The 26,471-nt window shown below is 64.6% G+C and carries 18 protein-coding genes and 1 tRNA gene; 11 read left to right on the plus strand and 8 right to left on the minus strand.

Annotation, left to right across the window (positions count from 1 at the left end; translation table 11 throughout):
* Positions 1-45: 45 nt before the first annotated feature.
* From D2V07_RS16050 to D2V07_RS16075, 6 genes are all read right to left on the minus strand, one after another.
* The gene (locus D2V07_RS16050) at positions 46-711 is read right to left on the minus strand and encodes a hypothetical protein (RefSeq protein ID WP_119587925.1); all 666 of its coding nucleotides are present in this window, start codon (positions 709-711) and stop codon (positions 46-48) included.
* A 43-nt stretch (positions 712-754) separates the two neighbouring features.
* Positions 755-1,819 (minus strand): hypothetical protein, encoded by a 1,065-nt coding sequence (locus D2V07_RS16055; protein ID WP_147367044.1) that lies wholly within the window; start codon positions 1,817-1,819, stop codon positions 755-757.
* Between the two features lie 270 nt (positions 1,820-2,089).
* A tRNA-Arg gene (locus D2V07_RS16060) sits at positions 2,090-2,166 on the minus strand.
* Positions 2,167-2,295: 129 nt separating this feature from the next.
* On the minus strand, positions 2,296-3,678 hold the full coding sequence (locus tag D2V07_RS16065) for an alpha-amylase family glycosyl hydrolase (protein WP_119587927.1): 1,383 nt from the start codon (positions 3,676-3,678) through the stop codon (positions 2,296-2,298).
* Positions 3,671-5,197 (minus strand): MFS transporter, encoded by a 1,527-nt coding sequence (locus tag D2V07_RS16070; RefSeq protein WP_119587928.1) that lies wholly within the window; start codon positions 5,195-5,197, stop codon positions 3,671-3,673. Before D2V07_RS16070 ends, D2V07_RS16065 begins: the two co-directional genes overlap by 8 nt.
* Before the next feature lie 128 nt (positions 5,198-5,325).
* The gene (locus tag D2V07_RS16075) at positions 5,326-6,372 is read right to left on the minus strand and encodes a LacI family DNA-binding transcriptional regulator (RefSeq protein ID WP_119587987.1); all 1,047 of its coding nucleotides are present in this window, start codon (positions 6,370-6,372) and stop codon (positions 5,326-5,328) included.
* Positions 6,373-6,680: 308 nt separating this feature from the next.
* On the opposite strand from D2V07_RS16075, the gene D2V07_RS16080 reads away from it, so the two are divergent.
* From D2V07_RS16080 to D2V07_RS16105, 6 genes are all read left to right on the plus strand, one after another.
* The gene (locus D2V07_RS16080; protein ID WP_119587929.1) at positions 6,681-9,431 is read left to right on the plus strand and encodes a TonB-dependent receptor; all 2,751 of its coding nucleotides are present in this window, start codon (positions 6,681-6,683) and stop codon (positions 9,429-9,431) included.
* A gap of 124 nt (positions 9,432-9,555) precedes the next feature.
* A complete protein-coding gene (locus D2V07_RS16085) occupies positions 9,556-11,046 on the plus strand; it encodes a tryptophan halogenase family protein (protein ID WP_119587930.1) in 1,491 nt (496 codons plus the stop codon).
* Entirely contained in the window at positions 11,043-12,902 is a 1,860-nt protein-coding gene (locus D2V07_RS16090; RefSeq protein ID WP_119587931.1) for an alpha-amylase family glycosyl hydrolase, read from the plus strand. The genes D2V07_RS16085 and D2V07_RS16090 overlap by 4 nt, the downstream gene beginning before the upstream one ends.
* Positions 12,899-14,509 carry an alpha-amylase family glycosyl hydrolase gene (locus D2V07_RS16095; RefSeq protein ID WP_119587932.1) on the plus strand — a complete coding sequence of 537 codons (1,611 nt, stop codon included), beginning with the start codon at positions 12,899-12,901 and terminating at the stop codon, positions 14,507-14,509. Before D2V07_RS16090 ends, D2V07_RS16095 begins: the two co-directional genes overlap by 4 nt.
* Before the next feature lie 4 nt (positions 14,510-14,513).
* A complete protein-coding gene (locus D2V07_RS16100) occupies positions 14,514-16,556 on the plus strand; it encodes a glycoside hydrolase family 97 protein (protein ID WP_119587933.1) in 2,043 nt (680 codons plus the stop codon).
* Positions 16,553-18,034: a tryptophan halogenase family protein gene (locus tag D2V07_RS16105; protein ID WP_119587934.1), complete on the plus strand. Its 1,482-nt coding sequence runs from the start codon at positions 16,553-16,555 to the stop codon at positions 18,032-18,034. Before D2V07_RS16100 ends, D2V07_RS16105 begins: the two co-directional genes overlap by 4 nt.
* Here the strand turns inward: D2V07_RS16105 and D2V07_RS16110 are convergent.
* Positions 18,031-19,242 (minus strand): M20 metallopeptidase family protein, encoded by a 1,212-nt coding sequence (locus tag D2V07_RS16110; RefSeq protein ID WP_119587935.1) that lies wholly within the window; start codon positions 19,240-19,242, stop codon positions 18,031-18,033. The two genes, D2V07_RS16105 and D2V07_RS16110, sit on opposite strands and share 4 nt — an antisense overlap.
* A gap of 221 nt (positions 19,243-19,463) precedes the next feature.
* On the opposite strand from D2V07_RS16110, the gene D2V07_RS16115 reads away from it, so the two are divergent.
* Positions 19,464-20,492: a diacylglycerol/lipid kinase family protein gene (locus D2V07_RS16115; RefSeq protein WP_119587936.1), complete on the plus strand. Its 1,029-nt coding sequence runs from the start codon at positions 19,464-19,466 to the stop codon at positions 20,490-20,492.
* Positions 20,489-21,394, plus strand: coding sequence for a hypothetical protein (locus tag D2V07_RS16120; protein ID WP_119587937.1), 906 nt, complete (start codon positions 20,489-20,491; stop codon positions 21,392-21,394). Before D2V07_RS16115 ends, D2V07_RS16120 begins: the two co-directional genes overlap by 4 nt.
* A gap of 3 nt (positions 21,395-21,397) precedes the next feature.
* Here D2V07_RS16120 and D2V07_RS16125 read toward each other — a convergent pair whose 3' ends face one another.
* A complete protein-coding gene (locus D2V07_RS16125) occupies positions 21,398-21,895 on the minus strand; it encodes a DUF2141 domain-containing protein (RefSeq protein ID WP_119587988.1) in 498 nt (165 codons plus the stop codon).
* 237 nt (positions 21,896-22,132) lie between these two features.
* Here D2V07_RS16125 and rpe point away from each other — a divergent pair, with 237 nt between their 5' ends.
* From rpe to purH, 3 genes are read left to right on the plus strand one after another with little or no spacing between them, the layout of a single operon-like run.
* The gene (rpe, locus tag D2V07_RS16130) at positions 22,133-22,798 is read left to right on the plus strand and encodes a ribulose-phosphate 3-epimerase (RefSeq protein ID WP_119587938.1); all 666 of its coding nucleotides are present in this window, start codon (positions 22,133-22,135) and stop codon (positions 22,796-22,798) included.
* Complete coding sequence (locus tag D2V07_RS16135) at positions 22,795-24,651, plus strand: heparinase II/III family protein (RefSeq protein WP_325049034.1); 1,857 nt, start codon at positions 22,795-22,797, stop codon at positions 24,649-24,651. Before rpe ends, D2V07_RS16135 begins: the two co-directional genes overlap by 4 nt.
* Positions 24,652-24,661: 10 nt before the next feature.
* Positions 24,662-26,251, plus strand: coding sequence for a bifunctional phosphoribosylaminoimidazolecarboxamide formyltransferase/IMP cyclohydrolase (gene purH / locus D2V07_RS16140; RefSeq protein WP_119587939.1), 1,590 nt, complete (start codon positions 24,662-24,664; stop codon positions 26,249-26,251).
* Positions 26,252-26,471 lie beyond the last annotated feature (220 nt).

Below are 26,471 nucleotides of genomic sequence, written 5' to 3' on the forward strand. Positions count from 1 at the left end.
TTCTATCCGGTCTCGAAATCTTGCTCGATCCCTTCTCCAGATAGGCTATAGCGCTTCCATTCGCAGGTAAGGCAGGCAAGTCGCCTCTATGGTCGCAATTGACGTGTCAATCGCATCCGACACCTCGTTTTCCTCGCCCGCGGTGCGCTTGTTGGCGGCAAACAATGCCCGGCGAATCTTGACCGTGAAATCGCGGTCGGTGCCGTTGTAATCGTCAACGTAGGCGTCGGCGTATGTCCGCACGATATGGAATTGATGGTGCAGCGTCTCGATCGCGTTTTCCAAGGCCTCGCCGAAGAGCGCGCGCGCCATCGGCAGGCAATCCTCTAGCTTCGTCCGATCGTCGAGCAATTGATTGGCCCGCATGTAATAGGCTTGAGCGGTGATGAGACGCTTTTGCTTTTCCTCGACGATGCTGTTTCGCCATTTCGGCTCACTGCTGTTCAATTTTTCTTCTGCTGCCGCTAGCTCCCCTCCAGACATCCATGGCGATCGAAGGTATCCCAGCGCACGCCTCGCGTTGTAGGCCGCGTGCAGGATGACCTCGGCTTGATCCCGATTCCGCTCTGCCAGCTTTTGATGCTTCCAAGCTGACAAGCCCATCCTTGCGGCAGCATAGACGGCGACCGCCCCGCCAAGCGTTCCCACACCTTGCATCATCGTCCCGGTGGCGGCCCAATCAATATTCGTCCAAGATTCCACAAGGCACATCGTCACTCGCCCCTGATTTGATCGCCTGATTGCAGCTCTAGCCTCAATTCAACGATTGAAGAAAGTTTAGCACTTGATCGACATCGTTCGTCACCACGCATCTATAGAGCTGATCGAGCCTGAGCCCCTGATGTCTAATAGACCGGGTAACTCCGGCCTCGGTGAAAAACGCATCGCAATAGCCCAGCGCCGCAGCCGCATGGCCAAAATCGAATAGATCATTTCCGGTCATCGCCTTGCTGCGATAATCCCAACGAAAGAGGGCATTCAGGCAGGCGTGCACATGGATTGTCGGCAGTCGGCTCCGATGCTCCCCGCCTAGCATGGCGTGTACGAGATTGACGGCCATCTGGCTGTTCTGTTCGGAGCGCTCCACATCAGGTCCGAAATTGCCTAGCCGAGCGATAATCTGCCCAAGAATGGGCTCAGCCACCTCAGCGACGCCTCGCAACTCATCCGACAGCACGGATTCGAACGATGTCATTTCCGCCTGATGGACACGATTGCCCTCATTGAGCTTGTCGGCCAGCGCGGCCATGTCGCGGGTCATATCGAATTCGGTGCGATCAAGGCCTCCAGCGACGGCGGCGAGCGGCTGCTGCCAGACATGATCGAAGAACGCCTTTTGGATGGCCAACTGCGTTTCAGGCGGGAATCGATCGTCGCTCACATGGAAATTGCCCATGGTGTAGGCGAGGCGCGTCCACACGCGCGGCAGGGCTGTCGCGTTCGGTGCAAGCGACCAGTGAATGACAGCCTCAAGCTCATCCTCGGTTCGCTCCGGCTCGGGCATCAATGACACGCCCAAGCTCAATTCCTCGATGACCTCCAAAGTCGCCTGGCGACGGGCATCATCACCGATTTTCATCAGCTCCAAGAATGTCGTCGCTGAGATCGGGCAAAAGATGCGACCTTGGTGTGCCAGTCGCTCTAGATGATGGACTAGCTTTCTCTCGCGCGGGTCGGTGCGGATGCCGCTGCGGACCTCGCGGGCAATTACCCAAAATCGAAGGTCGAGATAGACCGGCGCGCGCTCGGCAAGGTCATCGCTCAGCGCTTGGCAGCATTTCCCAATGTGCGCCTCGATCGAGACATCGGGATGCGCCATGTGATGCTCTATGGAGGCCATCAAGAGCGAATATCACGAACGGCGACGTGCAACTAACCTTCTCAGGTGGAAGGTAGAGGCGAATCCTACTCGATCTCCCGCTATGACCGAACATTGTCTCTCAATTTGAATCCCGGGTTCGGGCCAAGATGTCTCGAACGGCCCCAGAATGTGCCGGAAAAGCCCGCACATTGTGTGGGGTCAATCGTAGGAACGCTTTTTACAAGTCAGCCAAATTCTGTTTGAAAACAAAGCACTGAGGCAGTTGACTGGCGCACCCGACAGGATTCGAACCTGTGGCCTCTGCCTTCGGAGGGCAGCGCTCTATCCAGCTGAGCTACGGGTGCGGACAGGGCGGGCGATTAGCAACGCTTGGGCCTGTCGCCAAGCCAAAAGCATGGCGCGGGCATCTTTCGCGCAAAAGACGGCCCGATCCGTACCCCCACCGATCGCTGCCAGCCTGTTACTGCAACGACCTACTCACCGCCGCTCGACAGCAAGCGAAAACCCCATGCGGGCAAGGACACGGTGTCGCCCTGGGCGAGGGTCGCCACCTCGCCGGTCTGGAATTCGGCATAGGTGCCCGCCGCCAGTCCGTCGGCAAGCGTGGCCTCTACCGGTTCGCCCGACAGGTTGAACAGGCCGACCACCTTGTTGCCATCGCGCTGGCGCACCCAGCCGAAGAGCTGCTGCGGCCTGTCGTTCACCACCTGGCTCATCACCGCGCCCCATGCGCCGTTGCGCAGCGCCGGGTTCGCATCGCGGAAGGCGATCAGGTCTGCCAGCAGGTCGCCGTAGGCGCAGTCCTCGCCCTGGCTCCAGTCGATCGGGTCCTTCTCGAAGAACTCCAGCCGCTTGGCGTTGCAGGCTTCCTGGCCGTTGTGGATCAGCGGCAGCCCCTCGCCGGTGAAGCTGAGCGCGGTCATCGCATCCAGCGCCGGACCGTAGTTCTCGTAGATCGTGCCTTCCCACGCGTTGCTGTCGTGGTTCTCGATATAGGTCATGCGCATGGCCTCGCGTGGCCAGAGGCTCTCGTTCTCGGCGTAGTAGCCGAACAGGCCGGTGGCATCGGCCTCTCCGTTCGCGATGCGTTTCGATGTGTGGTGCCAGTCCCACGCGTAGGTCGCATCGAAGGCGGCGCGGTGGTAGCTGGTCTGCTGCACCTCGCCCAGCATGAAGACGGGGCGGATGGCATCCAGCCGGGCGCGCATGGTTTCCCAGAAATCGACGGGAACATAGCCCGCCACATCGGCGCGGAAGCCGTCGACCTCGAAATCGCGCACCCACATCTCCATCGCCCCGCCCACGTGCTCGCGCACGCCGGGCTGGCTCCAGTCGAGGTCGATGATGTCCGACCAGTCCCACCAGGGGGTGGGGCGGAAATGGCCGTCCCAGGTCTTTTCGTACCAGTCGGGGTGCTGGCTAGCGAGCGGGTTGTCCCACGCCGTGTGGTTGGCCACCAGGTCGAGGATGACGTGGAAGCCCTGTTCGTGGGCGGCGTCGATGAAGCTCTTCAGGTCTTCCTCGGTGCCGAATTCCGGGTTCACGGCGTAATAGTCCTGCACCGAATAGGGGCTGCCCAGCGTGCCCTTGCGGTTCACCTCGCCGATCGGGTGGATGGGCATCAGCCAGAGGATATCCACGCCCAGATCCTTCAGGCGTGGCAGTTCCCGTTCGGCGGCGGCAAAGGTGCCTTCCGGCGTGAACTGGCGGGTGTTGATCTGGTAGAGCACCGCGTCGCGGCTCCACTCCGGCGCCTCGATCTGTACGTAGGGGCGGGGTTGCCACGGATCGGCCTGCTGCGCGGCCAGCGGAGTGGCCATCAGTGCGATAGCTGCTGTCAGGGCAATTCTAAGCATGGGACACCTCGACTTTCGCGGAAGGCAGAACTGCGGCCACGCGCAACATGGCGGCGGCGGAAATCAGCCAGACCACGGCGGCGAACAGCATCGTCCACACCGGTTCCCCGGGAAACAGCCACAGCATGATCTGGCCCATCACGGTGGCGACCAGCAGCTGCGGCACGACGATGAAAATATTGAACAGCCCCATGTAGATGCCGAGCTTTGCCTGCGGCAGGTTACTGGCGAGAATGGCGTAGGGCATGGCGAGGATGCTGGCCCAGGCGATGCCGATGCCGACTTCGGCCAGCAGCAGCATCTGCGCATCGCGCACGAAGAAGAACATCAGGAAGCCGAGTGCGCCCAGTGTCAGGCAGATCGAGTGGGTCCACACCTGCCCGAACCGGCGGCTGAGCCACGGGAGCAGGGCGAGGGCGGCAATCGCGGCCACGCCGTTGTAGACCGTGAACAGCACGTTCACCCAGTTCGCGCCTTCGTTGTACGCGGCGCTGGTGGTGTCGGTGCTGCCGAAGACGTACTGCGTTACTACGGGCGTGGTGTTGATCCACATGATGAATAGCGCGGACCAGCTGAAGAACTGCACCACCGCAAGGCGCTTCATAACCTCGGGCATGCCGGAGAAATCGCCAACGATGCTGGAAAGCATGTTGGTGGTCTGACCCTGTCGGGCAAGGCCGATGGCAATGGCGGAGAGCAGTCCGTAGGTCAGCAGAAGGCCGCCCAGCAGGAACAGCTCCTTTTCCAGCGCGAAGAACTGGACGATGGCCAGCAGGATCGCGCCAGCAATGATCCAAGTGAAGCTGGAGGCGTAGGTCTTCTCCGCCAGCAGGCGTACCGGCTGGCCTCCTTCCACCGTATGTCCCGCGGCAAAGGCGGCCTGTTCCTCGGGGCTGTATTCCTTCGTCGTCACGACCGTCCACACCACCGCGATCAGCAGGGCGGCGGAGCCTGCCCAGAAGCTCCAGCGTACCGTATCGGGAATGCCGCCGCCGGGCGCCACGTTGGCAACGCCCATCTGTTCCAGCAGGTAGGGGAAGATCGATCCGACCACGGCGCCTGCGCCGATGAAGGCGGTCTGCACGGCGTAGCCGGCACTGTGTTGATCGGTGTCGAGCATGTCGCCCACGAAAGCGCGGAACGGCTCCATCGAGACATTGAGCGATGCGTCGAGCACCCACAGCATGGCCGCGGCAAACAGCAGCGGCGCGCCGAAGGTGGGGGCCAGCGGCATCACGAACAGCGATATGGCGGCAAGGATCGCACCGGTCAGGAAATAGGGGCGGCGACGGCCCAGCCGGTTCCATGTCCGATCGGACAGGTGCCCGATGATCGGCTGTACGATCAGGCCCGTAAGCGGAGCGGCCACCCACAACGCGGGCAGGTCTTCCATGCTTGCGCCCAGTGTCTGGAAGACCCGGCTCATGTTGGCATTCTGCAGCGCGAAGCCGATCTGGATTCCGAAGAAGCCGAAGCTGATGTTCCACAGGCCCCAGAAACTCTGACGCGGTTTTTGCATGGTGTCGGTCCAGTCCTTCCCAATGCGCGGTATGGTCTTCGGCCAACCTGCGCGGGGGCAAAGGGCTGGCACGGATGGCCCGCGCCGACAACACGAATACGAATGTATTGCGGGTCGGATTCAGGCGTTCAAGTGCCTGGTGTGGCCTTGCTGCTGGCGCGCACGATCAGGCGCGTGGGCAGGCGATTGTCGGGCATGTCGCGCTCTTCCACCTTGGCCAGCAGGGTTTCCACCAGCCGCTCTCCCGCGCCCTTGATATCCTGCATGATCGTGGTGAGCGGGGGGCTGGTAAGGCTGGCGGCGGGAATGTCGTCGAAACCCACCAGCGCCACGTCATCGGGCACCTTCAGCCCTGCTTCCACCAGCGCGCGCATGGCGCCGATGGCGATCAGGTCGCTGGCGGCGAAGATGCCATCGATGTCCGCGCCGCTTTCGATCAGGCTGCGCATGGCAGCGCGGCCCGCCTCCTCCGTCGTGATGGCGTCGCGCTGGAGCGAGGCGTCGGGCGTCAGCCCCGCTTCCTCCATCGCCTGGCACATGCCGCGATAGCGCTGGGCAAATTCGGGATAGTGTTCGTCCGCGTGACCCAGGAAGGCGAGCTTGCGCCGCCCCTGTTCGATCAGGTGCGCGCCCGCCAGCCGGCCCGCGCCGAAATTGTCCGAACCGATGGTGGAGCCAGAGGTGTCGCTGGTGACCGATCCCCAGCGGGCGAAATGGGTCCCCTGCCGCTCCAGCTGGTCCAGCCGCTTGCGATAGAGGGTATAGTCGCCGTAGCCGAGCAGGATCAGCCCGTCGGCGCGGTGGCTATCCTGGTACTGCACGTGCCAGTCGTCTTCCATCCGCTGGAACGAGATCAGCAGGTCCAGCTTGCGGTTGGCGCAAGCTCGCGTGATCGAGCCGAGCATGGCAAGGAAGAACGGGTTGATCATGCTCTCGTCCGCCGTCGGATCCTCGAAGAACAGCAGGGCGATGGTGTTGGAGCGTTGCGAGCGCAGCGAGGATGCGTTCTTGTCGACAGTGTAGTTCAGTTCCCGCGCGATCTCCTCGATTCGCTCGCGCGTGGCAGCGCTGACCGACTTGTCGCCGCGCAGGGCACGGCTGACGGTGGGCTGCGATACCCCCGCCCGATAGGCGATGTCGAAGCTGGTGGGCCTGCCGGTCGGCTTGCGTCCCAAATCGCTCTCCTCCTGCCCGTAAGGTGCGGCGTCCAGCGCGCTGTTTTCCGGGCGATCCAAGCTATAGTCCGGTTGCGGCCATTGGCAACGCGGCGCAGGGCGCAACTGGCCCGCAAATCGTGTTGTCGGGCGCATCGTGCGGCGACACCGCCCGACTGTGGCATGAATGCATCACATACGTATGCTGTCTTCAAATGTGCGAAAAACGCGAGCTATCCAGCAGTCCAGGGACGCGGCCCGAAGTGGATCAGGCCGCAGAGTCCGTGGGACAACCGGCAGCAATAGCCGGTGATAGAGAGGACAAGTCGATGGCATTTCGCGATACGCTCAACACTGGCATCAGCGCGCGTGCGCTGTGTGCTGGCATGGCTCTGGCCACGCTGGCCGCGCTTCCGGCGCAGGCCCTGGCGCAGGACGTTCAGGACGAGGAAGAACAGACAGAAGCTTCTCCCGCCCCGGCAGACGAGAATGTCATCATCGTGGAAGGCTTCCGCGCCGCGCTGGAAAGCGCCGTGGGCGAAAAGCGCAACAACGCGCTGATCGTGGAATCGGTAAGCGCGGAAGACATCGGCAAGCTGCCCGACGATTCCATCGGCGAGTCGATTGCCCGCCTGCCCGGCGTCACCTCCCAGCGACTCAACGGCCGTGCCAACGTGATCGCCATTCGCGGCCTTGGTCCGGACTTCTCGATGACGCTGCTGAACGGCCGCGAGCAGACTTCCACCGGTGACAACCGCGCCGTGGAATTCGACCAGTATCCTTCCGAAGTCGTGAATCAGGTGGTGGTGTACAAGACGCCGTCCGCCAGCCTGGTGGGCCAGGGCCTGGTCGGTACCATCGACGTGCGCACCATCCGTCCGCTGGAAACGGGCGAGCAGGTTCTCGCCATCGGTGCCAAGGGCTCCTACGCCGATATCGGCGCGCTGAATGCAGGTTCGGAAGAATTCGGCTACCGCGCGAACGCCACCTACGTGGACCAGTTCGCCGACGACACCATTGGCATCGCGCTGTCAGCCGCTTACACCAACGAGCCTTACCAGCTGCAGGAATTCAACGCCTGGGGCTATGCCGGAAACGGCGAGCCGGGCAACCCGATCGCCATCGGCGGCAGCAAGAGCTTCGTCACTTCTACCCAGCTTGAACGGATCGGCGTGAACGGCACGCTGCAGTGGGAAGCCTCGCCCAACCTGATGCTGACGGTCGACGGCTTCTATTCCAATTTCGACGATGACCAGTCCAAGCGCGGCATCGAACTGCCGCTGGCTTTCAGCGCCGCCCCGGTGAACACCACAGTGGCGGATACCGAGTTCGGCGGCTTTGCCGAATCCGGCACCTTCGAAAACGTCGAAGGCGTGGTGCGCAACGACGTCTTCCAGCGCCAGGCCGACCTCTATTCGGGCGGCGTGAACCTGGAGTATGAAAGCGAGAACGGCTGGGCCGCCTTCTTCGATTTCGGCTATTCGCGCACCGACCGCAACGAACTGAGCATCGAAAGCTATTCGGGCACGGGTTATGGCGCGGGCGTTGGTGCCACCGACGACATCGATTTCGTGTCCGACACCAACGGCACCAGCTTCACCCCCACGCTGGATTATTCCGATCCCAACCTGATCGTGCTGACCGACCCGCTGGGCTGGGGCGGCGACCGCATCCAGGCGGGCTATTACAACAACCGCATCGTCGAGGACGAGCTGTTCCAGTACCGTACCGGCCTGACCTTCGACATGGACGGCCTGTTCACCGCGCTGCACGTGGGTGCCAACTATACCGACCGGTCCAAGAGCCTGACGCCGGACGAGTTCTTCGTTTCGCCCGCCGGCGGTGCGACCGAACTTGCCATCCCGTCGGAATTCCTGCTGCGGCCGACCGATCTTGGCTACCTCGGCCTCGGCCCGATCGTCAGCTACGACGTGCGTGACCTGATCGCGGCCGGCACGCTGGTGCTGGAGGTCAATCCTTCGAACGACGTGCCCGCCAAGGCCTTCACCATTTCGGAAGAGCTGCTGACGGGTTACGTCCAGCTCGATTTCGAACGCCCCTTCAGCACCGGTGTCGTCACCGGCAACGTGGGCGTGCAGGCTATCCGTACGGACCAGGAATCGAGCGGTCTCGCCTTTGCCGGAGGCCAGCAGGTCGACGTCGTACTGGGCGACCAGTTCTGGGACGTGCTGCCCAGCGCCAACTTCACCGTGCGGTTCGACAATGACTGGGTGCTGCGCCTTGCTTTCTCGCGCCAGATCCAGCGCCCGCAGCTGGACGACCTTCGCTCCGCCATCAGCTACGGCATCAACAACAACGAAGGTGAAAGCCCGACGGGTGAAGCGCCGTTCATCAGCGGCGGCGGTGGTAACCCGTTCCTGCGTCCCTATCGCGCCAACGCGCTGGACTTCAACGTGGAGAAGTACTTCGCCGGTGGTTCGGGCGTGGTCGCGCTGCAGTTCTTCGTGAAGGACGTGGTCAACTACATCGATTCCTCGCGCACGATCTTCGATTACGCGGGTCTGCCGACGCCAGCCGGACAGACTCCTGTCACCACCATCGGCTTCCTCGATTCCGAAGTTAACACCGGCGGCGGCAGCTTCTACGGCGCGGAGCTTTCGGCCACCGTACCGTTCGACCTTCTCACCACCGCGCTCGATGGCTTCGGCGTGACTGGCGGTGTCGGCTACACCAAGACCTCGGTAGAAGATGCCAACGGCAATACCGACGTGATCCCCGGCTATTCGAAGTGGGTGGCGAACGGCACGCTGTACTACGAGCAGGGCGGCTTCAACGCCCGCGGCAGCGTGCGCTACCGTTCCTCGTTCCTGGCGGACTTCACCGGCTTTGGCGGATCGCCCACGCGCCGCCTGGCCCGTGCCGAGACCATCGTGGATGCGCAGGTCGGCTACGATTTCGATGGCGGTGCGCTGGATGGCCTGTCGGTTTACCTGCAGGGCCAGAACCTGACGAACGCACCCTTCGTGTCGCAGTTCGACGTGCCGGAACCGCGCGCCGTGATCGACTACCAGGAATACGGACGCCGCTTCCTCGCAGGCTTCACCTATCGTTTTCGATAGGTTCCTGACCGGCGGGGAGACGCTCCTCCCTTGCTCCCCGCCGGTTCATGGGCTGATACCGCGATCATCCTTTCCGCCCGACATCGGGCACGAGGGTGACTGACGCCAGCGAAAGGCCAGCAGCATGACCGATACGCCATTACCCAGGATCGTGATCGCCGGCGGCGGCACCGCGGGCTGGATGGCGGCGGCGGCGCTTTCGAAGCTGACCCCGTGCCACGTGACCCTGGTCGAATCCGAAGCCATCGGCACGGTGGGCGTGGGCGAGGCGACGATTCCGCAGATCCGCCTGTTCAACCAGGCGCTGGGCCTCGACGAGAACGAACTGCTGCGCGAAACCCGTGCCACCTTCAAGCTGGGCATCGCGTTCGACGGCTGGCTGCGCGAGGGCCACGACTACATGCACGCCTTCGGCCAGGTTGGCCGCGCGCATGGCGTGCTGCCGTTCCAGCATTTCTGGCTGCGGGCAAAGCAGGCAGGTTTCGCCAAGCCGCTGTCGCATTATTCGCTGAACGAGATCGCCGCGCGCGACCTCAGGATGCAGCGCGAGGCCATGCCGCACGCCTACCACCTCGATGCCGGGCTATACGCCGCATATCTGCGCCGCTTTGCCGAAGGGCAGGGCGCAGCCCGCATCGAAGGCATGATCGAGGGGGCCGAGCGCCACGGCGAGACCGGAGACATAGCCGCACTGGTGCTGACAGGCGGCCAGCGTATCGGCGGCGACTTCTTCATCGACTGCACCGGTTTTCGCGCGCTGCTGATCGAAGGCGCGCTGGAGTCAGGCTTTGACGACTGGACGCGATACCTGCCCTGCGACCGTGCCGTGGCCGTACCCTGCGCAACGAAAGGCGAATTCACGCCTTACACCCGTGCCATCGCGCGCAAGGCCGGGTGGCAGTGGCGCATCCCGCTGCAACACCGCATCGGCAACGGCCTCGTCTATTCCAGCGCGCACATGAGTGACGACGAGGCGACGCAAACGCTTCTCGCCAATCTCGACGGCGTACCGCACGCAGACCCGAGGCTGCTGCGCTTCACCACCGGCAAGCGCCGTCGCCAGTGGATCGGCAATTGCCTCGCCGTGGGCCTGTCCGCCGGTTTCATGGAGCCGCTGGAATCGACTTCCATCCACCTGATCCAGAGCGCCATCAGCCGCTTCATCCAGATCCTGCCGAAAGGCCGCGCGCCTGCTGCCACGATAGACTGGTTCAACGACCAGGCCGATTTCGAATGGCAGCGCATGCGAGATTTCCTTGTGCTCCACTACTGGGCCAATGGCCGCGAGGGGGAGCCGTTCTGGGACGCCATGCGCCACATGGACCTGCCCGACACGCTGACCGCCAAGCTGGAGCAGTGGCGCGCGAGCGGGTTCATCCACCGCGAGCACGAGGAACTGTTCACCGAGGTGGGCTGGTTCCAGGTGCTGGCCGGGCAGGGCGTGGAGGCCGAAGGCTACAACCCCGTGGCCGATGCCATCGCCGAGCCGGAGCTGCGCGCCATGCTCGATAACGTGGAGGCATCGCTCAACCGGCAGGCCGCGGCCATGCCGCGCCACCTGGACTATCTGCAATCGTGTGCGCGCGGGAATGCGCGCGTGGAGATTACCGCATGACCATCCCCCCTATCCGCAACACCGCACTTGGACTGGCGCTGGCTGCCCTTGCCCTGCCGGGCTGCGCCACGGCGCAGGTGCCCCCGGCTTCCGCGCAGGCAGAACGGGCGGATTTTCGCGAGCGTGAGCCGTCCGAAGAGATCGTCTATTTCGTGCTGCCGGACCGGTTCGAGAACGGCGACACGTCGAACGATACCGGCGGTTTCGACGGTGGCCGGCTGGACCACGGCTTCGATCCCACCGCGCGCGGTTTCTTCCAGGGGGGCGATCTTGCCGGGCTGACCGCGCGGCTCGACTATCTGCAGAACCTGGGCATCACCGCCATCTGGTTCGCGCCGATCTTCCAGAACAAGCCGGTGCAGGGGCCGGAAGGGAACGAGAGCGCGGGCTACCACGGATACTGGGTGACCGACTTCACCCGCCCCGACAGCCACTTCGGCACGCGCGAGGAATTCGCCGCCTTCGTGGATGCGGCCCATGCGCGCGGAATGAAAGTCTACATGGACATCATCACCAACCACACCGCCGACGTGATCCAGTATGCCGATGGCGGGGCGACGGACTACGCCTACCGCAGCCTTGGCGACTATCCCTATTCCACACGCGGCGGCCCGGATGGCGCGCCGATCAACCCCGGCTTCATGGGGCACGAGGATTCGAGCGAGGAAAACTTCGCCCGGCTGGTGGACCCCAACTACGCCTATACCGTGGAAGTGCCCGAGGCAGAGCGCGACGTGAAAGTGCCCGCCTGGCTCAACGATCCGATCTATTACCACAACCGCGGCAGCACGACCTTCACCGGAGAAGACAGCCGCATGGGCGATTTTGCCGGGCTGGACGACCTCTTCACCGAACACCCCCGCGTGCGTGAAGGGATGACCCAGATCTTCGAAAGCTGGATTACCGACTTCGGCATCGATGGTTTCCGTGTGGACACCGCGCGCCATGTCGATCCCGGTTTCTGGCACCAGTTCGTGCCCGCGATGGAAGCGCGCAGCGAGGCTGAGGGCATTCCCAATTTCCATATCTTCGGCGAAGTCTACAAGGACGTGCCCGACAGCGGCTATATCGCCCAGTACACCCGCCGCGACGGCTTTCCCGCCGTGCTCGATTTCGCCTTCCAGGCTGCAATGCGCGAACTGCTGGGCCGAGAGCAGGGCACTGTCGTCCTTTCCGAAATGTTCGATGGCGATGTGCTTTACGAAGGCGGAGAGGAAGCGGCGCTGGCCATGCCGACGTTCCTCGGCAACCATGACATGGGGCGCTTCTCCACCCTGATCCGCGCCGACCAGCCCGGCATTTCGCAGGACGAGCTTCTGCAGCGCGTGATGCTGGGCCACGCCATGATGCTTTCGCTGCGCGGATCGCCGGTAATCTATTACGGGGACGAGCAGGGCTTCGTGGGTGACGGGCATGACCAGCAGGCGCGCGAAAGCATGTTTCCCAGCCAAACGGCGGAATACAACGACAACGACCTGATCGGCACCGATGCCACCACGGCAGACAGCAATTTCGACGAGGACCACCCGCTGTTCCGGCTGATCGCGCAGTTCTCCGCCATCAGGCGCGGGCATGACGCGTTCACGCGCGGCCGCCAGCAGGTGCGCCATTACGAGCAGGAGCCGGGCTTCTTCGCCGTCTCCCGCTTCGATCCCGACGACGGGACGGAATACCTCGCCGTGTTCAACACCGCCGATGAGGAGCGCAGCGCCAACGTGTGGCTCAACTACGAAGCGCGCGCGTTCGAGACGCTGGTGGGCACCTGTCCCGCAGCCGTGTCCGCTCCAGGCAGCGCGGCTTTCACGCTGCCTGCCTTCGGTTGGGCACTGTGCCGCGTGAGCGAGGTGGCGCAATGAGCGAGCAGCTTCCCCAATCCTCGCTCCCATGGTGGAAAGGCGCGGCGATCTACCAGATCTATCCGCGCAGCTTCATGGACGCGAACGGCGATGGCATCGGCGACCTGCCGGGCATCACCCAGCGACTGGGCTACGTGGCGGACCTGGGCGTGGATGCGATCTGGATCAGTCCGTTCTTCACCAGCCCGATGAAGGATTTCGGCTACGACGTTTCCGATTACCGCGATGTCGATCCGATCTTCGGTGAATTGGCCGATTTCGACGCGCTGGTCGCCCGTGCACACGAACTGGGCCTGAAAGTCCTGATCGACCAGGTCTATTCGCACACATCCGACGAACACGAATGGTTCACGCAGAGCCGGTCCAGCGCAGAGAACGCCAAGGCGGACTGGTACGTGTGGGCCGATGCCAAGCCCGACGGGTCGCCACCGTCAAACTGGCAATCCGTCTTCGGGGGCCCCGCGTGGACGTGGGACGCACGGAGACGGCAATATTACCTGCACAACTTCCTGTCCTCCCAGCCGCAGCTTAACCTGCACAATCGTGCGGTGCAGGATGCGGTGCTGGACGTGATGCGGTTCTGGCTGGATCGCGGCGTCGACGGTTTCCGCATCGATGCGCTGAACTTCGCCATGCACAACCCGGCGCTCACCGACAATCCGCCCGCGCCCCAGAATGGCAAGGCACGCACGCGCCCGTTCGATTTCCAGCTGAAGTTGAACAACCAGTCCCACGCCGACATTCCGCGCTTCATCGAACGCATCCGCAAGCTGACCGACGAGTACGCCAAGGATTCAGGGGGTATCTTCACCGTCGCGGAAGTGGGCGGCGACGATGCCGACCGCGAGATGAAGGCCTTTACGCAAGGCGAAAGCCATCTCAATTCCGCCTACGGGTTCGATTTCCTCTATGCCGACAAGTTGACCGGAGAACTGGTGTGCAAGGCGCTGGCGAGCTGGCCTGACGAGCCGGGCCTGGGCTGGCCAAGCTGGGCATTCGAGAACCACGACGCTCCCCGCGCGCTCTCCCGCTGGATCGACAACGGCCACCGCGATGCCTTTGCGCGATTGAAGATGACGCTGCTGGCTGCGCTGCGCGGCAACATCATCATTTACCAGGGGGAGGAACTGGGGCTGACGCAGGTCGAAATCCCGTTCGACCAGTTGCAGGACCCGGAGGCGATTGCCAACTGGCCGCTCACCCTCTCGCGCGATGGTGCGCGCACGCCCATGCCGTGGACGACGCAGAGCGCCGACGGCGGCTTCGGATCGGAGGCACCCTGGTTGCCACTGGGGGATGAAAACCATGCACGCGCCGTCGACCGGCAGGAGGGGGACGCGGCCTCGCTGCTTCGTTTCACGCGCGAGGCGCTGGCCCTGCGCAAGGCGAACCCTGCGCTGCATCACGGCGCGGTCGCTGCGTGCAAGGTGGAAGGCAACCTGCTCGACCTGACGCGGACAAGCGACGGCCAGCACCTGCGCTGCCTCTTCAACCTTGGCTCCGCGCCTATTGCGCTGGACGACGCAGCAGGCACCGCGCTGTTCGCCGCGAATGGCGCCGATACTCAGACCCTTCCCCCCTACGCCGCCCTCATTCTGGAGATCTGACCCCATGCGCCCCCTGCATTTCTCGCTCGCCGCCGCTCTCACCACGCTTGCCCTTGGCACTTCGCACGCGGCGCTGGCGCAAAGCGTGTCGTCTCCCGATGGGCGGATCACGGCGTCGCTCTCCGTCGATGGCGAGGGCAAGCCGACCTGGGCGGTGGAACGCGATGGCGAGGAACTGATCGCGCCGTCCGGCATGGGCTTCAACCTGGAGAACGAGGACCCGCTGAGGCGCAACTTCGTGGTTGTGGCGCAAGGCACATCCAGCGCGGACACCACGTGGGAACAGCCGTGGGGCGAGCGGCAATTCGTGACCGACCGGCACAACGAGCTGGCCGTCACCTTCCGCCAGCAGGACGATGCTGCGCGCGAATTCACCGTGCGGCTGCGCGTGTTCGATGAAGGCGTAGGTTTCCGCTACGAATTCCCGGATCGCGGGGAAACGCGCATTGCGGAGGAACTGACCGAGTTCAACGTGGCGCCCGAGGGCGAGGCGTGGTGGATCCAGGCGGGCGACTGGAACCGCTACGAATACCTCTACAAGCACACGCCGATCGAGGCGGTGTCCGTGGCGCACACGCCCATCACTATGCGGCTGGCCGATGGCACGCACCTTGCCATGCACGAGGCGGCGCTGGTCGACTATTCGGGCATGTGGCTGCAACGCATGGATGGCCAGCGCTTCCGTTCCGTCCTCGCACCATCCAGCCGGGGTGCGAAGGTGGTGCGCCAAGGAGCCTTCACCACGCCGTGGCGCACGATCCGCATTGCCGATGAAGCTGCGGGCCTCGTCGAGAACGACCTCGAGCTCAATCTCAACGAGCCGAACAAGCTGGGCGATGTCAGCTGGGTGGAGCCGGGCAAGTATATCGGCATCTGGTGGGGCATGATCTCCAACCGGTGGACCTGGGCGCAGGGCCCGCGCCACGGCGCGACGACAGAGCGGACGAAGGAATACCTCGATTTCGCTGCCGAGAACGGATTTCGCGGCGTGCTGGTGGAAGGTTGGGATTACGGCTGGGACGGCACGTGGTTCGGCAACGGGCGCGACTTCAGCTTCACCGAAAGCTATCCGGATTTCGATCTCGAGGGCGTGACCGACTACGCGCGGGAACGCGGCGTGCGGCTGATCGGTCACCACGAAACCGGCGGCAACATCGCGAACTACGAAGCGCAGCTGGACGATGCAATGGCGCTTTATGGCCGCCTGGGCGTGGACTGGGTGAAGACCGGCTACGTCGCGGATGCGGGCGCGATCATCAGCTGCAATGCCGACATTGCCGACCCGTGCGAGGGGCAGGTGATGGAATGGCACGACGGCCAGCGGCAGGTGCAGCATCACATCCGGGTGCTGGAAGCCGCCGCCGCCAATCGCGTGGCGGTAAATCCGCACGAACCCGTGAAGGACACCGGCCTTCGCCGCACCTATCCCAATTGGGTCAGCCGTGAGGGCGCTCGCGGTCAGGAATACAACGCCTGGGGCGCCTTCAGCAACGGACCCGATCACGAGCCAACGCTGGTTTACACCCGAATGCTGTCCGGCCCGATGGATTACACGCCCGGCGTGCTCAGCCTGAAAGGCGACAACGACGTGCCGCTCGCTTCCACGCTGGCAAAGCAGTTGGGCCTCTATCTCGCGATCTATTCGCCGATCCAGATGGCCGCCGATTTCATCGAGAGCCTGGCCGAGCATCCGCGCGAGCTGGAATTCATCCGCGCCGTGCCCGCAGACTGGGCCGAAAGCCACCTGGTGGCAGGCGAAGTGGGCGATTACGCCATCTTTGCGCGCAAGGATCGCAATTCGCAGGACTGGTATGCCGGTGGCATCAACGATGCTACGCCGCGTGACGTGACACTCGATTTTGCTTTCCTCGAACCCGGTGTGACTTACCGCGCAAGCGTGTGGAAAGACGGCGAGGGCGCGACCTACGAAACCGAGGCGCGGCACAACATCGCCCACGACGATTTCGAAGTGCGCGCAGGGGAAGAACACGCCTTCCACCTTGCGCCCGGCGGCGGCCTGGCGATCAGGTTGCAACCCGTTCGGTGAGCGAGACGCGGCCGCCTCATGTGGTCGTCCTTGGCGGCGGCAGCGCGGGGTGGATCACCGCTTGCCTGCTGCACCATCGCTGGGGCGAGAGGGGTGGCAAGGTCACCGTTGTCGAAAGCCCCGAAATCGGCATCATCGGCGTGGGCGAAGGCTCCACCCCGCAGCTGAAAGCCATGTTCGATCATCTCGGCATTGCCGAGGGCGAGTGGATGGCCGCCTGCGATGCGACTTACAAGCTGGGCATCCGCTTCACCGGGTGGAGCGAGCGCAAAGGCTTCGGCAGCTATTTCCACCCGTTCCCCGGACCGGTGGACCTGCATACAGAGCCGGGCTTCGTGCAGAACTGCGCACTGGCCCGGCGCGGGTTCGAAGTGCCGGTCCTGCCGGACGGCTGGTTCCTTGCCGCGAGGTTGGCGGAGGACGGGAAAGGGCCGCATCCGCGCGAGAGCTTCCCCTTTCCGCCCAGCTACGGCTACCATTTCGATGCCTACAAGCTGGGCGCGTTCCTGCGCGATTGGGCCACGGCGCGCGGGGTGGATCACCGCCCGCTGAAAGTGGCCGAGGTAGAGCTGTCAGCCGAAGGCGACGTTGTCGCGCTGCTGTGTGAAGGCGCAGAGCGGATCGAGGGCGACCTGTTCGTCGATTGCTCCGGCTTTCGCAGCCTGATCGCGCAAGGTGCGCTGGGCGGGACATTCCTGCCTTTCGCCGAGAACCTGTTCGCCGACCGCGCCGTGGTGATGCCGACGCCGCGAGCAGAGCAATTCCGCCCGCAGACAGAAGCCATTGCGATGACGGCGGGCTGGCGCTGGCGCATCCCGCTTACCACGCGCACCGGCAACGGCTACGTCTATTCCTCGAAGTACATTGCGGACGAGGATGCGGAGGCCGAATTGCGCCGCGCGATCGGCACGCAAGACAGCGAGGAGCCCGCGCGCGTCCTGCACATGAAAGTGGGCCGGGTGGAGAACAGCTGGAGCCGCAATTGCCTTGCCGCGGGCCTGGCGCAGGGCTTCATCGAACCGCTGGAAGCCACCGCACTGCACATCGTGATCGCCACGGCGCTGGAATTTGCCGAGGCTTTCGAACAGGGCGGCTTTACCGCGCAGCATCGCGATACCTTCAACCGCAACATCGCCGCGCGTTACGAGAGCATCCGCGACTACATCGTGGCGCATTATCGCTTGAACGAGCGCAACGACTCCGCCTTCTGGCGCGACAACGCGGCGAACCACAATCTGTCGGACCAGCTAAAAGCGATGATGACGGCGTGGTTCACTCATCAGGACATGGCCGCCGCCAACCGCCAGAATTACCCCGTGCCGGCCTACGCGCCGATGAGCTGGCATTGCCTGTTTGCCGGCTACGGCACCTTCCCTCCGCCGGAAAAAATGCAGCCGCTGCCCGATGGTGTGAAGGCCGCCGATGCACGCGCGGTTTCCGCCATGCTGGAAGCCTGCGCGCAGAACTTTCCGCCCTAGCCCCAGCCGTTTTCCAGGAACTGCACCGCGCATCCGGCAAGGAAGGCGGTGCCCTTGGGCATCACGCTTTCGTCCACCACCATGCGGCTGGAGTGCAGGCCGCAGCAGCCCTGCCAGTCGACACCCTGTGCCGCCACGCCCAGGAAGAACATCGCGCCGGGCACTTTTTCCAGCACGTAGGAGAAATCTTCCGCCCCCATCGTAGGCGCGGGGCGAGTGGCCCAGGGCTCCTCGCCGCCCAGCCCCTCGGCAACCTGCTGGCCCACGGCAATGGCGCGGGCATCGTTGATGGTAGGCGGGAAGCCGGGGGTGATCTTGATTTCCGCCTCGCAGCGGTGGGCCCTGGCGATATTCTCCGCCACTTCGCGCACCGCGTCCTTCATCGCCTCGCGCCGCTCTGGCGAGAGGTTGCGCATAGTGCCCAGCAGATAGGCGCTGTCGGGAATGATGTTGTTGTTGCTGCCTGCCTCGATCTTGCCGATCGTCAGCACGCTGGCCTCGGCTGCGGCAAAGCGGCGCGTGATCATGACCTGCAGGGCCAGCACGATTTCGGCGGCCACGGGCACCGGGTCCATCGCATCGTACGGCATGGAAGCATGGCCGCCGCTGCCTTTCACGGTGATTTCCAGCATGTCGGCAGAGGCCATCATGGGCCCGGCGCGGCCTTCCACCCGCCCGTGCGGAGCATTGGGCCAGACGTGGAGTGCAAATGCGGCATCGGGCAGCGGGTAGTCTTCCGAACCGCCCAGCAGGCCATCCTCCAGCATGTGGCGCGCGCCGTGGAAGCCTTCCTCGCCCGGCTGGAACATGAAGCGCACCTCGCCAGCCAGCCGATCGGCCTGGCTCGCCAGCACCCGCGCCGCGCCTGCCAGCATGGCGGTGTGCGCGTCATGCCCGCAGGCGTGCATCCGGCCCGGCACCGTGGAGGCGAAGTCGAGACCCGTATGCTCTTGCATGGGGAGTGCGTCCATGTCGCCGCGCAGCAGCACGGCGGGACCGGGCTTGCCGCCTTTCAGCACCGCGACCGCGCCGGTGCAGGATGGGCCTTCACGCCATTCCAGGGGCAGGTCTGCCAGCGCTTCCTTCACCTTGGCCAGCGTCTTGGGTGTTTCCAGCCCCAGTTCGGGCTCTGCATGGATGGCGCGGCGGAGCGCCGTGATCGCGCCCTCGTGCGAGCGGGCAGCGTTGAGCAGGTCTTCGGTCAGCATTGGCGTTCCCCGATGCAGCGGCCGAGAGTCGCGCTCTCGCACCAGGTTGAAAACGCTCTTATGCCACCCATTTCATGGCTGCGCACCCACGAACCGCGGTGAATTATGGTGCGAAAGGGGCACACTGGCCGCGCGACTTGTTGCACGGCGGCGACAGTTCGCCTCCTGCAAGTACAAAAGCGTAGCATTCGGCACGACCCCATGTTTAAGGCGAGCAGGCTATGGACAGGAGCATCCATCTTTTCGAGCGCTTGCCGCAGGTCGATGCGATTCCGCATGCTGGCAGTGACTTCGCCCTGTCTCCCGTACGCACCAAGCCCCTGATCGGGGTGATCCGCAACGCCCGCAGCCACCGGAACGAGGGGCGCGCGGGTGCGGAGGAACTGCGCGATGGGATCATCCTGGCAACACCGCACCGCCGCAGCGAACTGCTGGGCGTGTTGCAGGATTTTGCCGCGCGGCGGATCGACTACATCGCCATCGACGGCGGGGACGGCACCGTGCGCGACGTGCTGACCTGCGGCGCGGGGGTGTTCGGCGACATCTGGCCGATGCTGATCGTGCTCCCTGGCGGCAAGACCAATGCGCTGGCGCTGGACCTTGGCGTGCCGACCGACTGGTCGCTCAACGATGCCCTGGCGGCCGTGCAGCGTGGCAAGCTTTCCCGCCGCCAGCCGCTGGTGATTGCCGAGCGCGATGACGAACGCTCGCAGGTGCGCGGGTTCGTGCTGGGCGGGGGTGTGTTCAACCAGGTCATCGCGCTGGGCCAGCGCAGCCACCAGCTGGGCGCTTTCAATCACGCGGTAGTGGGCCTCACCACGGTGTGGAGCGTGCTGCAGGCCATGTTCGGCCGCGCGGGCAACAAGTGGCGGCAGGGCACGCCGATGCGGCTGCGCCAGGTGGGCGGCGAGGAATTGTCGCACTGCGGCGGCCTGCCGGATGACGAACGCTACCTGCTGTTCGCCTCCACCTTGCAGGCCTTTCCCGCCGGGCTCGACCCGTTCCGGGATGTGAAGCACCCCCTGCAGATTGCCGTCATGGACAATTCGCGCCGGGGCCTGCTGCTGCGGCTGCCTTCCATTTTCCGCGGCACCGCCTCTGCCGCGACGAAGCAGCGCGGTTATCACGCCTTTGGCGGCGAGGCGGTCGATCTCGACATCGGCGATTCCTTCATTCTCGATGGCGAGGCTTTTCCCGCCGGGCAATATCGCCTGTCCGCCGGGCCCAAGTTGCGCTTCGTCGTACCGTGAGCCTGCGGTCGCGGGTCCACGCGGCGCTTTCCCGCCAGGTCGATCCTGCCGTCGGCGCGTTCGCCGCGCGCTTGGCGGAAGAGAAGGGCGCGCTGGCAGTGCTGTTCTACGGTTCCAACCTGCGCACGGGATCGCGCGAGGGGGTGCTCGATTTCTACGTGCTGACCGGCGGTGAGGCGGAAAGGGGGCTGTGGCCCACCGTTTCCTACCGCGAATGGGATCACGCCGAAAAGGCCGGGGGGGAAACGCTGCGCGCCAAGATCGCCACCATGACGCTGGCGAAATTTGCCCAGGCCGCGCGGGGGGAAACCATCGACACCACCATCTGGGCGCGCTTCGTCCAGCCCAGCGCGCTTGTCTGGCAGAGGGACGCGGCAGCCCGCCTGCAGGTCAGCGCGGCAATAGAGGCTGCGGCGATCACGGCGGCCCGGCTCGCTATCGCGGTAGGACCGGACAGCGGGACGGAAGAAGATTATTGGCGGGCGCTGTTCCAGGCGACCTATCGCGCCGAATTGCGCGTGGAAAAACCGGGACGCGAGGATTCGATCCTGTCGCTGAATGCCCGGCATTTCGACGGACTGCTGCCCGCGGCGCTGAAGGCGGCGGGCATTCCCTACGGGCGCGAGGGCGACAGGCTGATACCGCGCATCACCGTGGGGGAACGCAAGCTTGTAAGGCGCTGGTGGAGCAGGCGGCGACGCATGGGCAAGCCGCTGAACGTCGCCCGGCTGGCCCGCGCCACGCGCACGTTCGACGGCGCGGCGCGCTATGCCGCGTGGAAGGTGGAGCGCCACACCGGCACGAAAATCGAGGTCACCCCGTTTCGCGAAAAGCACCCGATCCTCGCCGCACCCGCCGTCGCCTATCGGCTCTGGCGGGCTAAGCGGAAAAACCGGAACTAGCCGTTACATGTACCGCATGCGGATCGACATCGGCAGCACTTCGCGGCCGATGGAGAAGCGCGTCTTGTCGATGCCCGGCTTGCCCAGGTTGAAGATGTTGATGCTGGGGTTGTTCGACATGCCGCCGCCATCGCTGGTGATGTCGGTGCGGCCGTTGTTGTTCTTGTCGTGCCGGATGGCGATGGCATAGTTGCCCGGACGCGGCACCGGCATGCAGATCTGCATCGCGCCGTTGCGGGCAGGCACTTCTATCCGGTTGATCCAGCGACCCGTCTCCAGCCAGTCGGCACTGGTGCCGGGGTAGAGCTGGATGCGCATGGTGCCGCTGGAACCCTGGACGCCGGTCACGTGAATCCACACCGCCGGGCCATTGCCCTGGCACGGCGTCACGGAATGGTTGATCTCGTTGCGCATCTGCGCGCCTGCCGGGGCCGAAAGGCCCATCGCGATGGCTGCGGCGGCGGCGAGGCGCAGAACACGCCCGGAAATACGATTGGTCATCGAAGTCATGTTACCCCTTGGCCAGGAAGATTGCACGATGCCGCCACTTGGGCACCATCTGCGCGATTTCCACTGACAATAGCTGTTATTTGCCAGTCTTTTGCCCGCTCCGCACTGAACCGCGGCTTAAGCGGCCTGCAATCGCACGCTAAGGGCAGCGCATCGCAACACTGGTGGAAAACGCTCCTCCGGTCGCTTGTTAGGTGATTCGCGCCGCTCTAACGCGAGTAGTTAATCATGGCCCGACCTCTAATATCACCCTCGATCCTTTCTGCCGACTTTTCGAAGCTGGGCGAAGAAGTGCGCGCGATTGACGCGGCCGGCTGCGACTGGGTGCATGTCGACGTGATGGATGGCCACTACGTGCCCAACCTCACCATCGGGCCGGACGTGGTGAAGGCGTTGCGCCCGCATTCGCAAAAGACTTTCGACGTGCACCTGATGGTTTCGCCGGTGGACATGTGGATCGAACCGTTTGCCGATGCCGGGGCCGACATCATTACCGTCCACCCGGAAGCCGGTCCGCACGTGCACCGCAGCGTGCAGGCGATCCGGGCGGCGGGCTGCAAGGCCGGTATCTCGCTGAACCCCGGTACGCCCGCCAAGATGCTCGATTACCTGCTCGAGGAAATCGACCTGGTGCTGATCATGAGCGTTAATCCCGGCTTCGGCGGGCAGAGCTTCATTGCCTCGCAGCTGCGCAAGATCGAAGCCGTACGCAAGGCCATCGACAAGGGCGGGCACGACGTCCTGATCGAGGTCGACGGCGGCGTGAACGTAGATACCGCGCGGCAATGCGTGGATGCCGGGGCCGACGTGCTGGTGGCGGGCTCTGCCACCTTCAAGGGCGGGCCGGATCGCTATGCCGACAACATCGCGGCCCTGCGGGGAGACAGCCGGTGAATGCCCATTCTGCCGAGCTTTCCAGCAAGGCCTCGCGCGAGAGGCTGGAGAAAGCCGGCCAGATGGCCATGCCGCTGGGCGCCGAGCAGCGCGAAGACCTGATCGACAGCGCCGACGCGGGTGGCCGGACCGAGGACCTTGCTCCCGACCGCGCGCTGGCCATTACCGATTTCGCGCCGCCCTCGGCTTCCGCTTCGGAAAAGCTCATGCGCCTCGCCTTTGGCATGGGCGTGTCGCACTCCACGATTGTCGCGCCGTTCCGCAAGCCGCTGCGCCCGCGTTTGCTGGCAACGGTAGAGGCGCCGCTGGAGGGTGACCGCGCCGCCGGAATGGCGCTGCGGGCGGGGCATTTCTACATCCACGGCGTGAAAGCGCCCTTCGCCCAGGTGGACATGGGGCCGCTGGGCAATCTCAGCCCCCCGTTCGAGCGGGTGGTGCAGGGTTTTACCTGGCTGCAGGATCTCTCCAGCTCGGGCCTGCTGCCCCAGTGTCGCCCGGTGGGCGAACGGCTGGTGACCGCCTGGCTGGAGTCCAATCCCGCCATCGGCAAGGGACCGGCCTGGCGGGTGGAGAATGTCGGCCTGCGCCTGATGAACTGGCTGGTCCATGCGCCGCTGCTGATTTCGGGCAACGACCGGGCGCTGCGCCACCGCGTGCTGGGCGCGATGGCCGATACCGCACGCTGGCTGGACAGGAACGTGCGCAAGGCGGATGACCGGCTGGGCGAGGCAACCGGCTGGTGCGCCATCATCGCCGCCGGGCTGCTGCTGCCCGAAGGCAAGCCGCGCCGCCTTTACGGAGAGGCTGGCCTGGTCAAGGCACTGGGCGAGGCCATGGGCGAGGACGGCGGCCTGCTGTCGCGCAGCCCCGACGCGCAGATGCAGGCAATTGCCAGCCTCATCGACTTGCGGGCTTGCTACCAGGCGGCAGAGCGGCAGCCGCCGCAACTGCTCGCCACCATGCTGCACATGCTTGTCCCGCCGCTGCTGGCGCTGACGCATGGCGACGGCGGCCTGGGCAACTGGCAGGGCGGAGGCGCGACGAGTGCCGGGCGCCTGGCGAAGCTTGTCGAGGCGAGCGGCGTGCGCACCCGCCCGCTGAAGGATCCGGGCAGTTGGGGTTACCAGCGGGTGACCGCGCGCAAGGCCACGCTGCTGCTGGATGGCGCGCCGCCGCCGCACGGTAAGCACGCGCGCCACGGCTGCGCCTCCACCCTCGCGTTCGAATTCAGCCACGGCGAACACCGCCTCGTCGTCAACTGCGGCGGCGCTGCCCTGGCGGGCGGGCAGGTGCCCGTGCGCATCGAACAGGGCCTGCGCGCCACCGCGGCCCATTCCACAATGGTGCTGGGCGATGCCAATTCCACCGCCGTGCTGATCGACGGCAAGCTGGGTGCGGGCGTCGGCGAGGTGGAAATCGACACGCGACAGGTGAAACTGGGCAACGGTTCGGCCACCCGGATCGAGGCCAGTCACGATGGTTATGGCGCACGCTTCGGCCTTGTTCATCGGCGCATCCTGATGCTGCGCGACGATGGTCACGAACTGCGCGGGGAAGACGTGCTGGTGCCTTCAGGGCGCAAGGGCAAGCGCGGTAAGGTGCCGTTCGCCATCCGCTTCCACCTTGGCCGCCATGTTGAGGCGAAAGTGGCAGATGGCGGCAAGGGTGCCAGCCTCCTGCTGCCCGATGGCAGCCTATGGCAATTTATCACCGGTGCGGAGGGCGTGAGCCTTGAAGAAAGCCTGTGGGTCGATGGCCACGGCAAGCCGCATCCGGTACAGCAACTGGTGATAGAGGGATTCGCCTCGCGCGGCGGCGGTAATTTCGCCTGGCTGCTCAAACGAATGGGATAGAATAGACGGCATGACTGACGTTGCGATCAAGCGGGCACTGCTTTCGGTGTCCGACAAGACCGGCATTGTGGAACTGGGCAGCCGCTTGGCCAAGGCTGGGGTGGAACTGGTGTCCACCGGCGGCACCGCACGCGCCCTGCGGGAGGCCGGGCTGGACGTGCTCGACGTGTCCGACATCACCGGCTTTCCGGAAATGATGGATGGCCGCGTGAAGACGCTGCACCCGATGGTCCACGGCGGGCTGCTGGCCGTGCGCGACAATCCCGAGCATGCCGCAGCCATGGACGCGCACGATATCGGCGCGATCGACCTGGTGGTGGTGAACCTCTACCCCTTCGTGAACACGGTGATGAGCGGGGCGGACCGCGACACGATTATCGAGAACATCGATATCGGCGGCCCCAGCATGGTGCGCAGCGCGGCGAAGAACCACGCCTATGTCACCATCCTTACCGATCCGGCGGACTATCACGGGCTGTACGACGAGCTTGCCGACCATGACGGTGCGACCACGCTGGCCTTCCGCAAGGCGATGGCGGCGAAGGCTTTTGCGGCGACGGCGGCTTACGATTCGGCCATCAGCAGCTGGTTCGCCTTTGCCGACCAGGGCAAGCAGTTTCCCGATGCGCTCAGCGTTGCCAGCACGCTGGGTAATACGCTCCGCTATGGCGAGAACCCGCACCAGCACGCCGCGCTGTACTTGCCCGACGGGCCGGGCGCGGTGGGTGTGCCGCAGGCCGAACAGGTGCAGGGCAAGGCGCTGTCCTACAACAATCTCAACGATGCCGATGCCGCGCTGGGCCTTGTCGCCGAATTCCCCGCCGACAAGCCCGCCGTTGTCATCGTGAAGCACGCCAACCCGTGCGGCGTGGCCGTGGCCGATACGCTGGTGGAGGCGTGGGACGCCGCGCTTGCCTGTGACAGCGTTTCGGCTTTCGGCGGCATTGTCGCCGCCAACGTCCCCCTCGACGGGCCGACCGCGCAGGCGATCACGAAAATCTTCACCGAGGTGGTGATTGCGCCGGGTGCGGACGATGCCGCGCGCGAGGCTTTCGCCGCGAAGAAGAACCTGCGCCTGCTGCTGCTGGACGAATTGCCCGATCCCGCGCGCCCCGGCCTCGACATGAAGAGCATTGCCGGCGGGCTGCTGCTGCAATCACGCGACAACGGCGTGATTTCGGCGGAAGACCTGAAGGTCGTCACCAAGCGCCAGCCGACCGAGCAGGAAATTGCCGACGCGCTGTTTGCGTGGAAGGTGGCGAAGCATGTGAAATCGAACGCCATTGTCTATGCCAGGGACGGTGTGACGGCAGGCATCGGTGCAGGCCAGATGAACCGCCGCGATTCCAGCCGCATCGCCGCCGTGCGCGCGGGCGAGGCTGCCGAAACCGCCGGGTGGAGCGAGCCGCGCACCGTTGGCAGCGCGGTGGCATCCGATGCCTTCTTCCCTTTCGCCGACGGCTTGCTGAGCGCGGTGGAAGCGGGTGCCACGATGGTAATCCAGCCCGGCGGATCGATGCGCGATGAAGAGGTGATCGCCGCCGCCGACGAGGCTGGCATTGCCATGGTCTTCACCGGCATGCGGCACTTCCGCCACTAGGAGAGCCCCCTTTGCAAGGGACATCCCGGCACACGACCAGCCGTTGCTCGCCAGCGGTGGGCCAGGGTTCTGTGCGCCATCAGTTCAGTCCGTCGTAAGTATTCGCCCTGTAGTGTGCAGGAGAACTCGAAAAACACGACCTGACTGGACCTTTAGCCCCATGGAACTCTTCAACGCCGAACTCTATCGCTCTTTCCTCGCCGGATTTGCTGTGACCGCA

This window comes from Aurantiacibacter zhengii (genome assembly GCF_003584125.1).
GTDB classification, from domain to species: domain Bacteria; phylum Pseudomonadota; class Alphaproteobacteria; order Sphingomonadales; family Sphingomonadaceae; genus Alteraurantiacibacter; species Alteraurantiacibacter zhengii.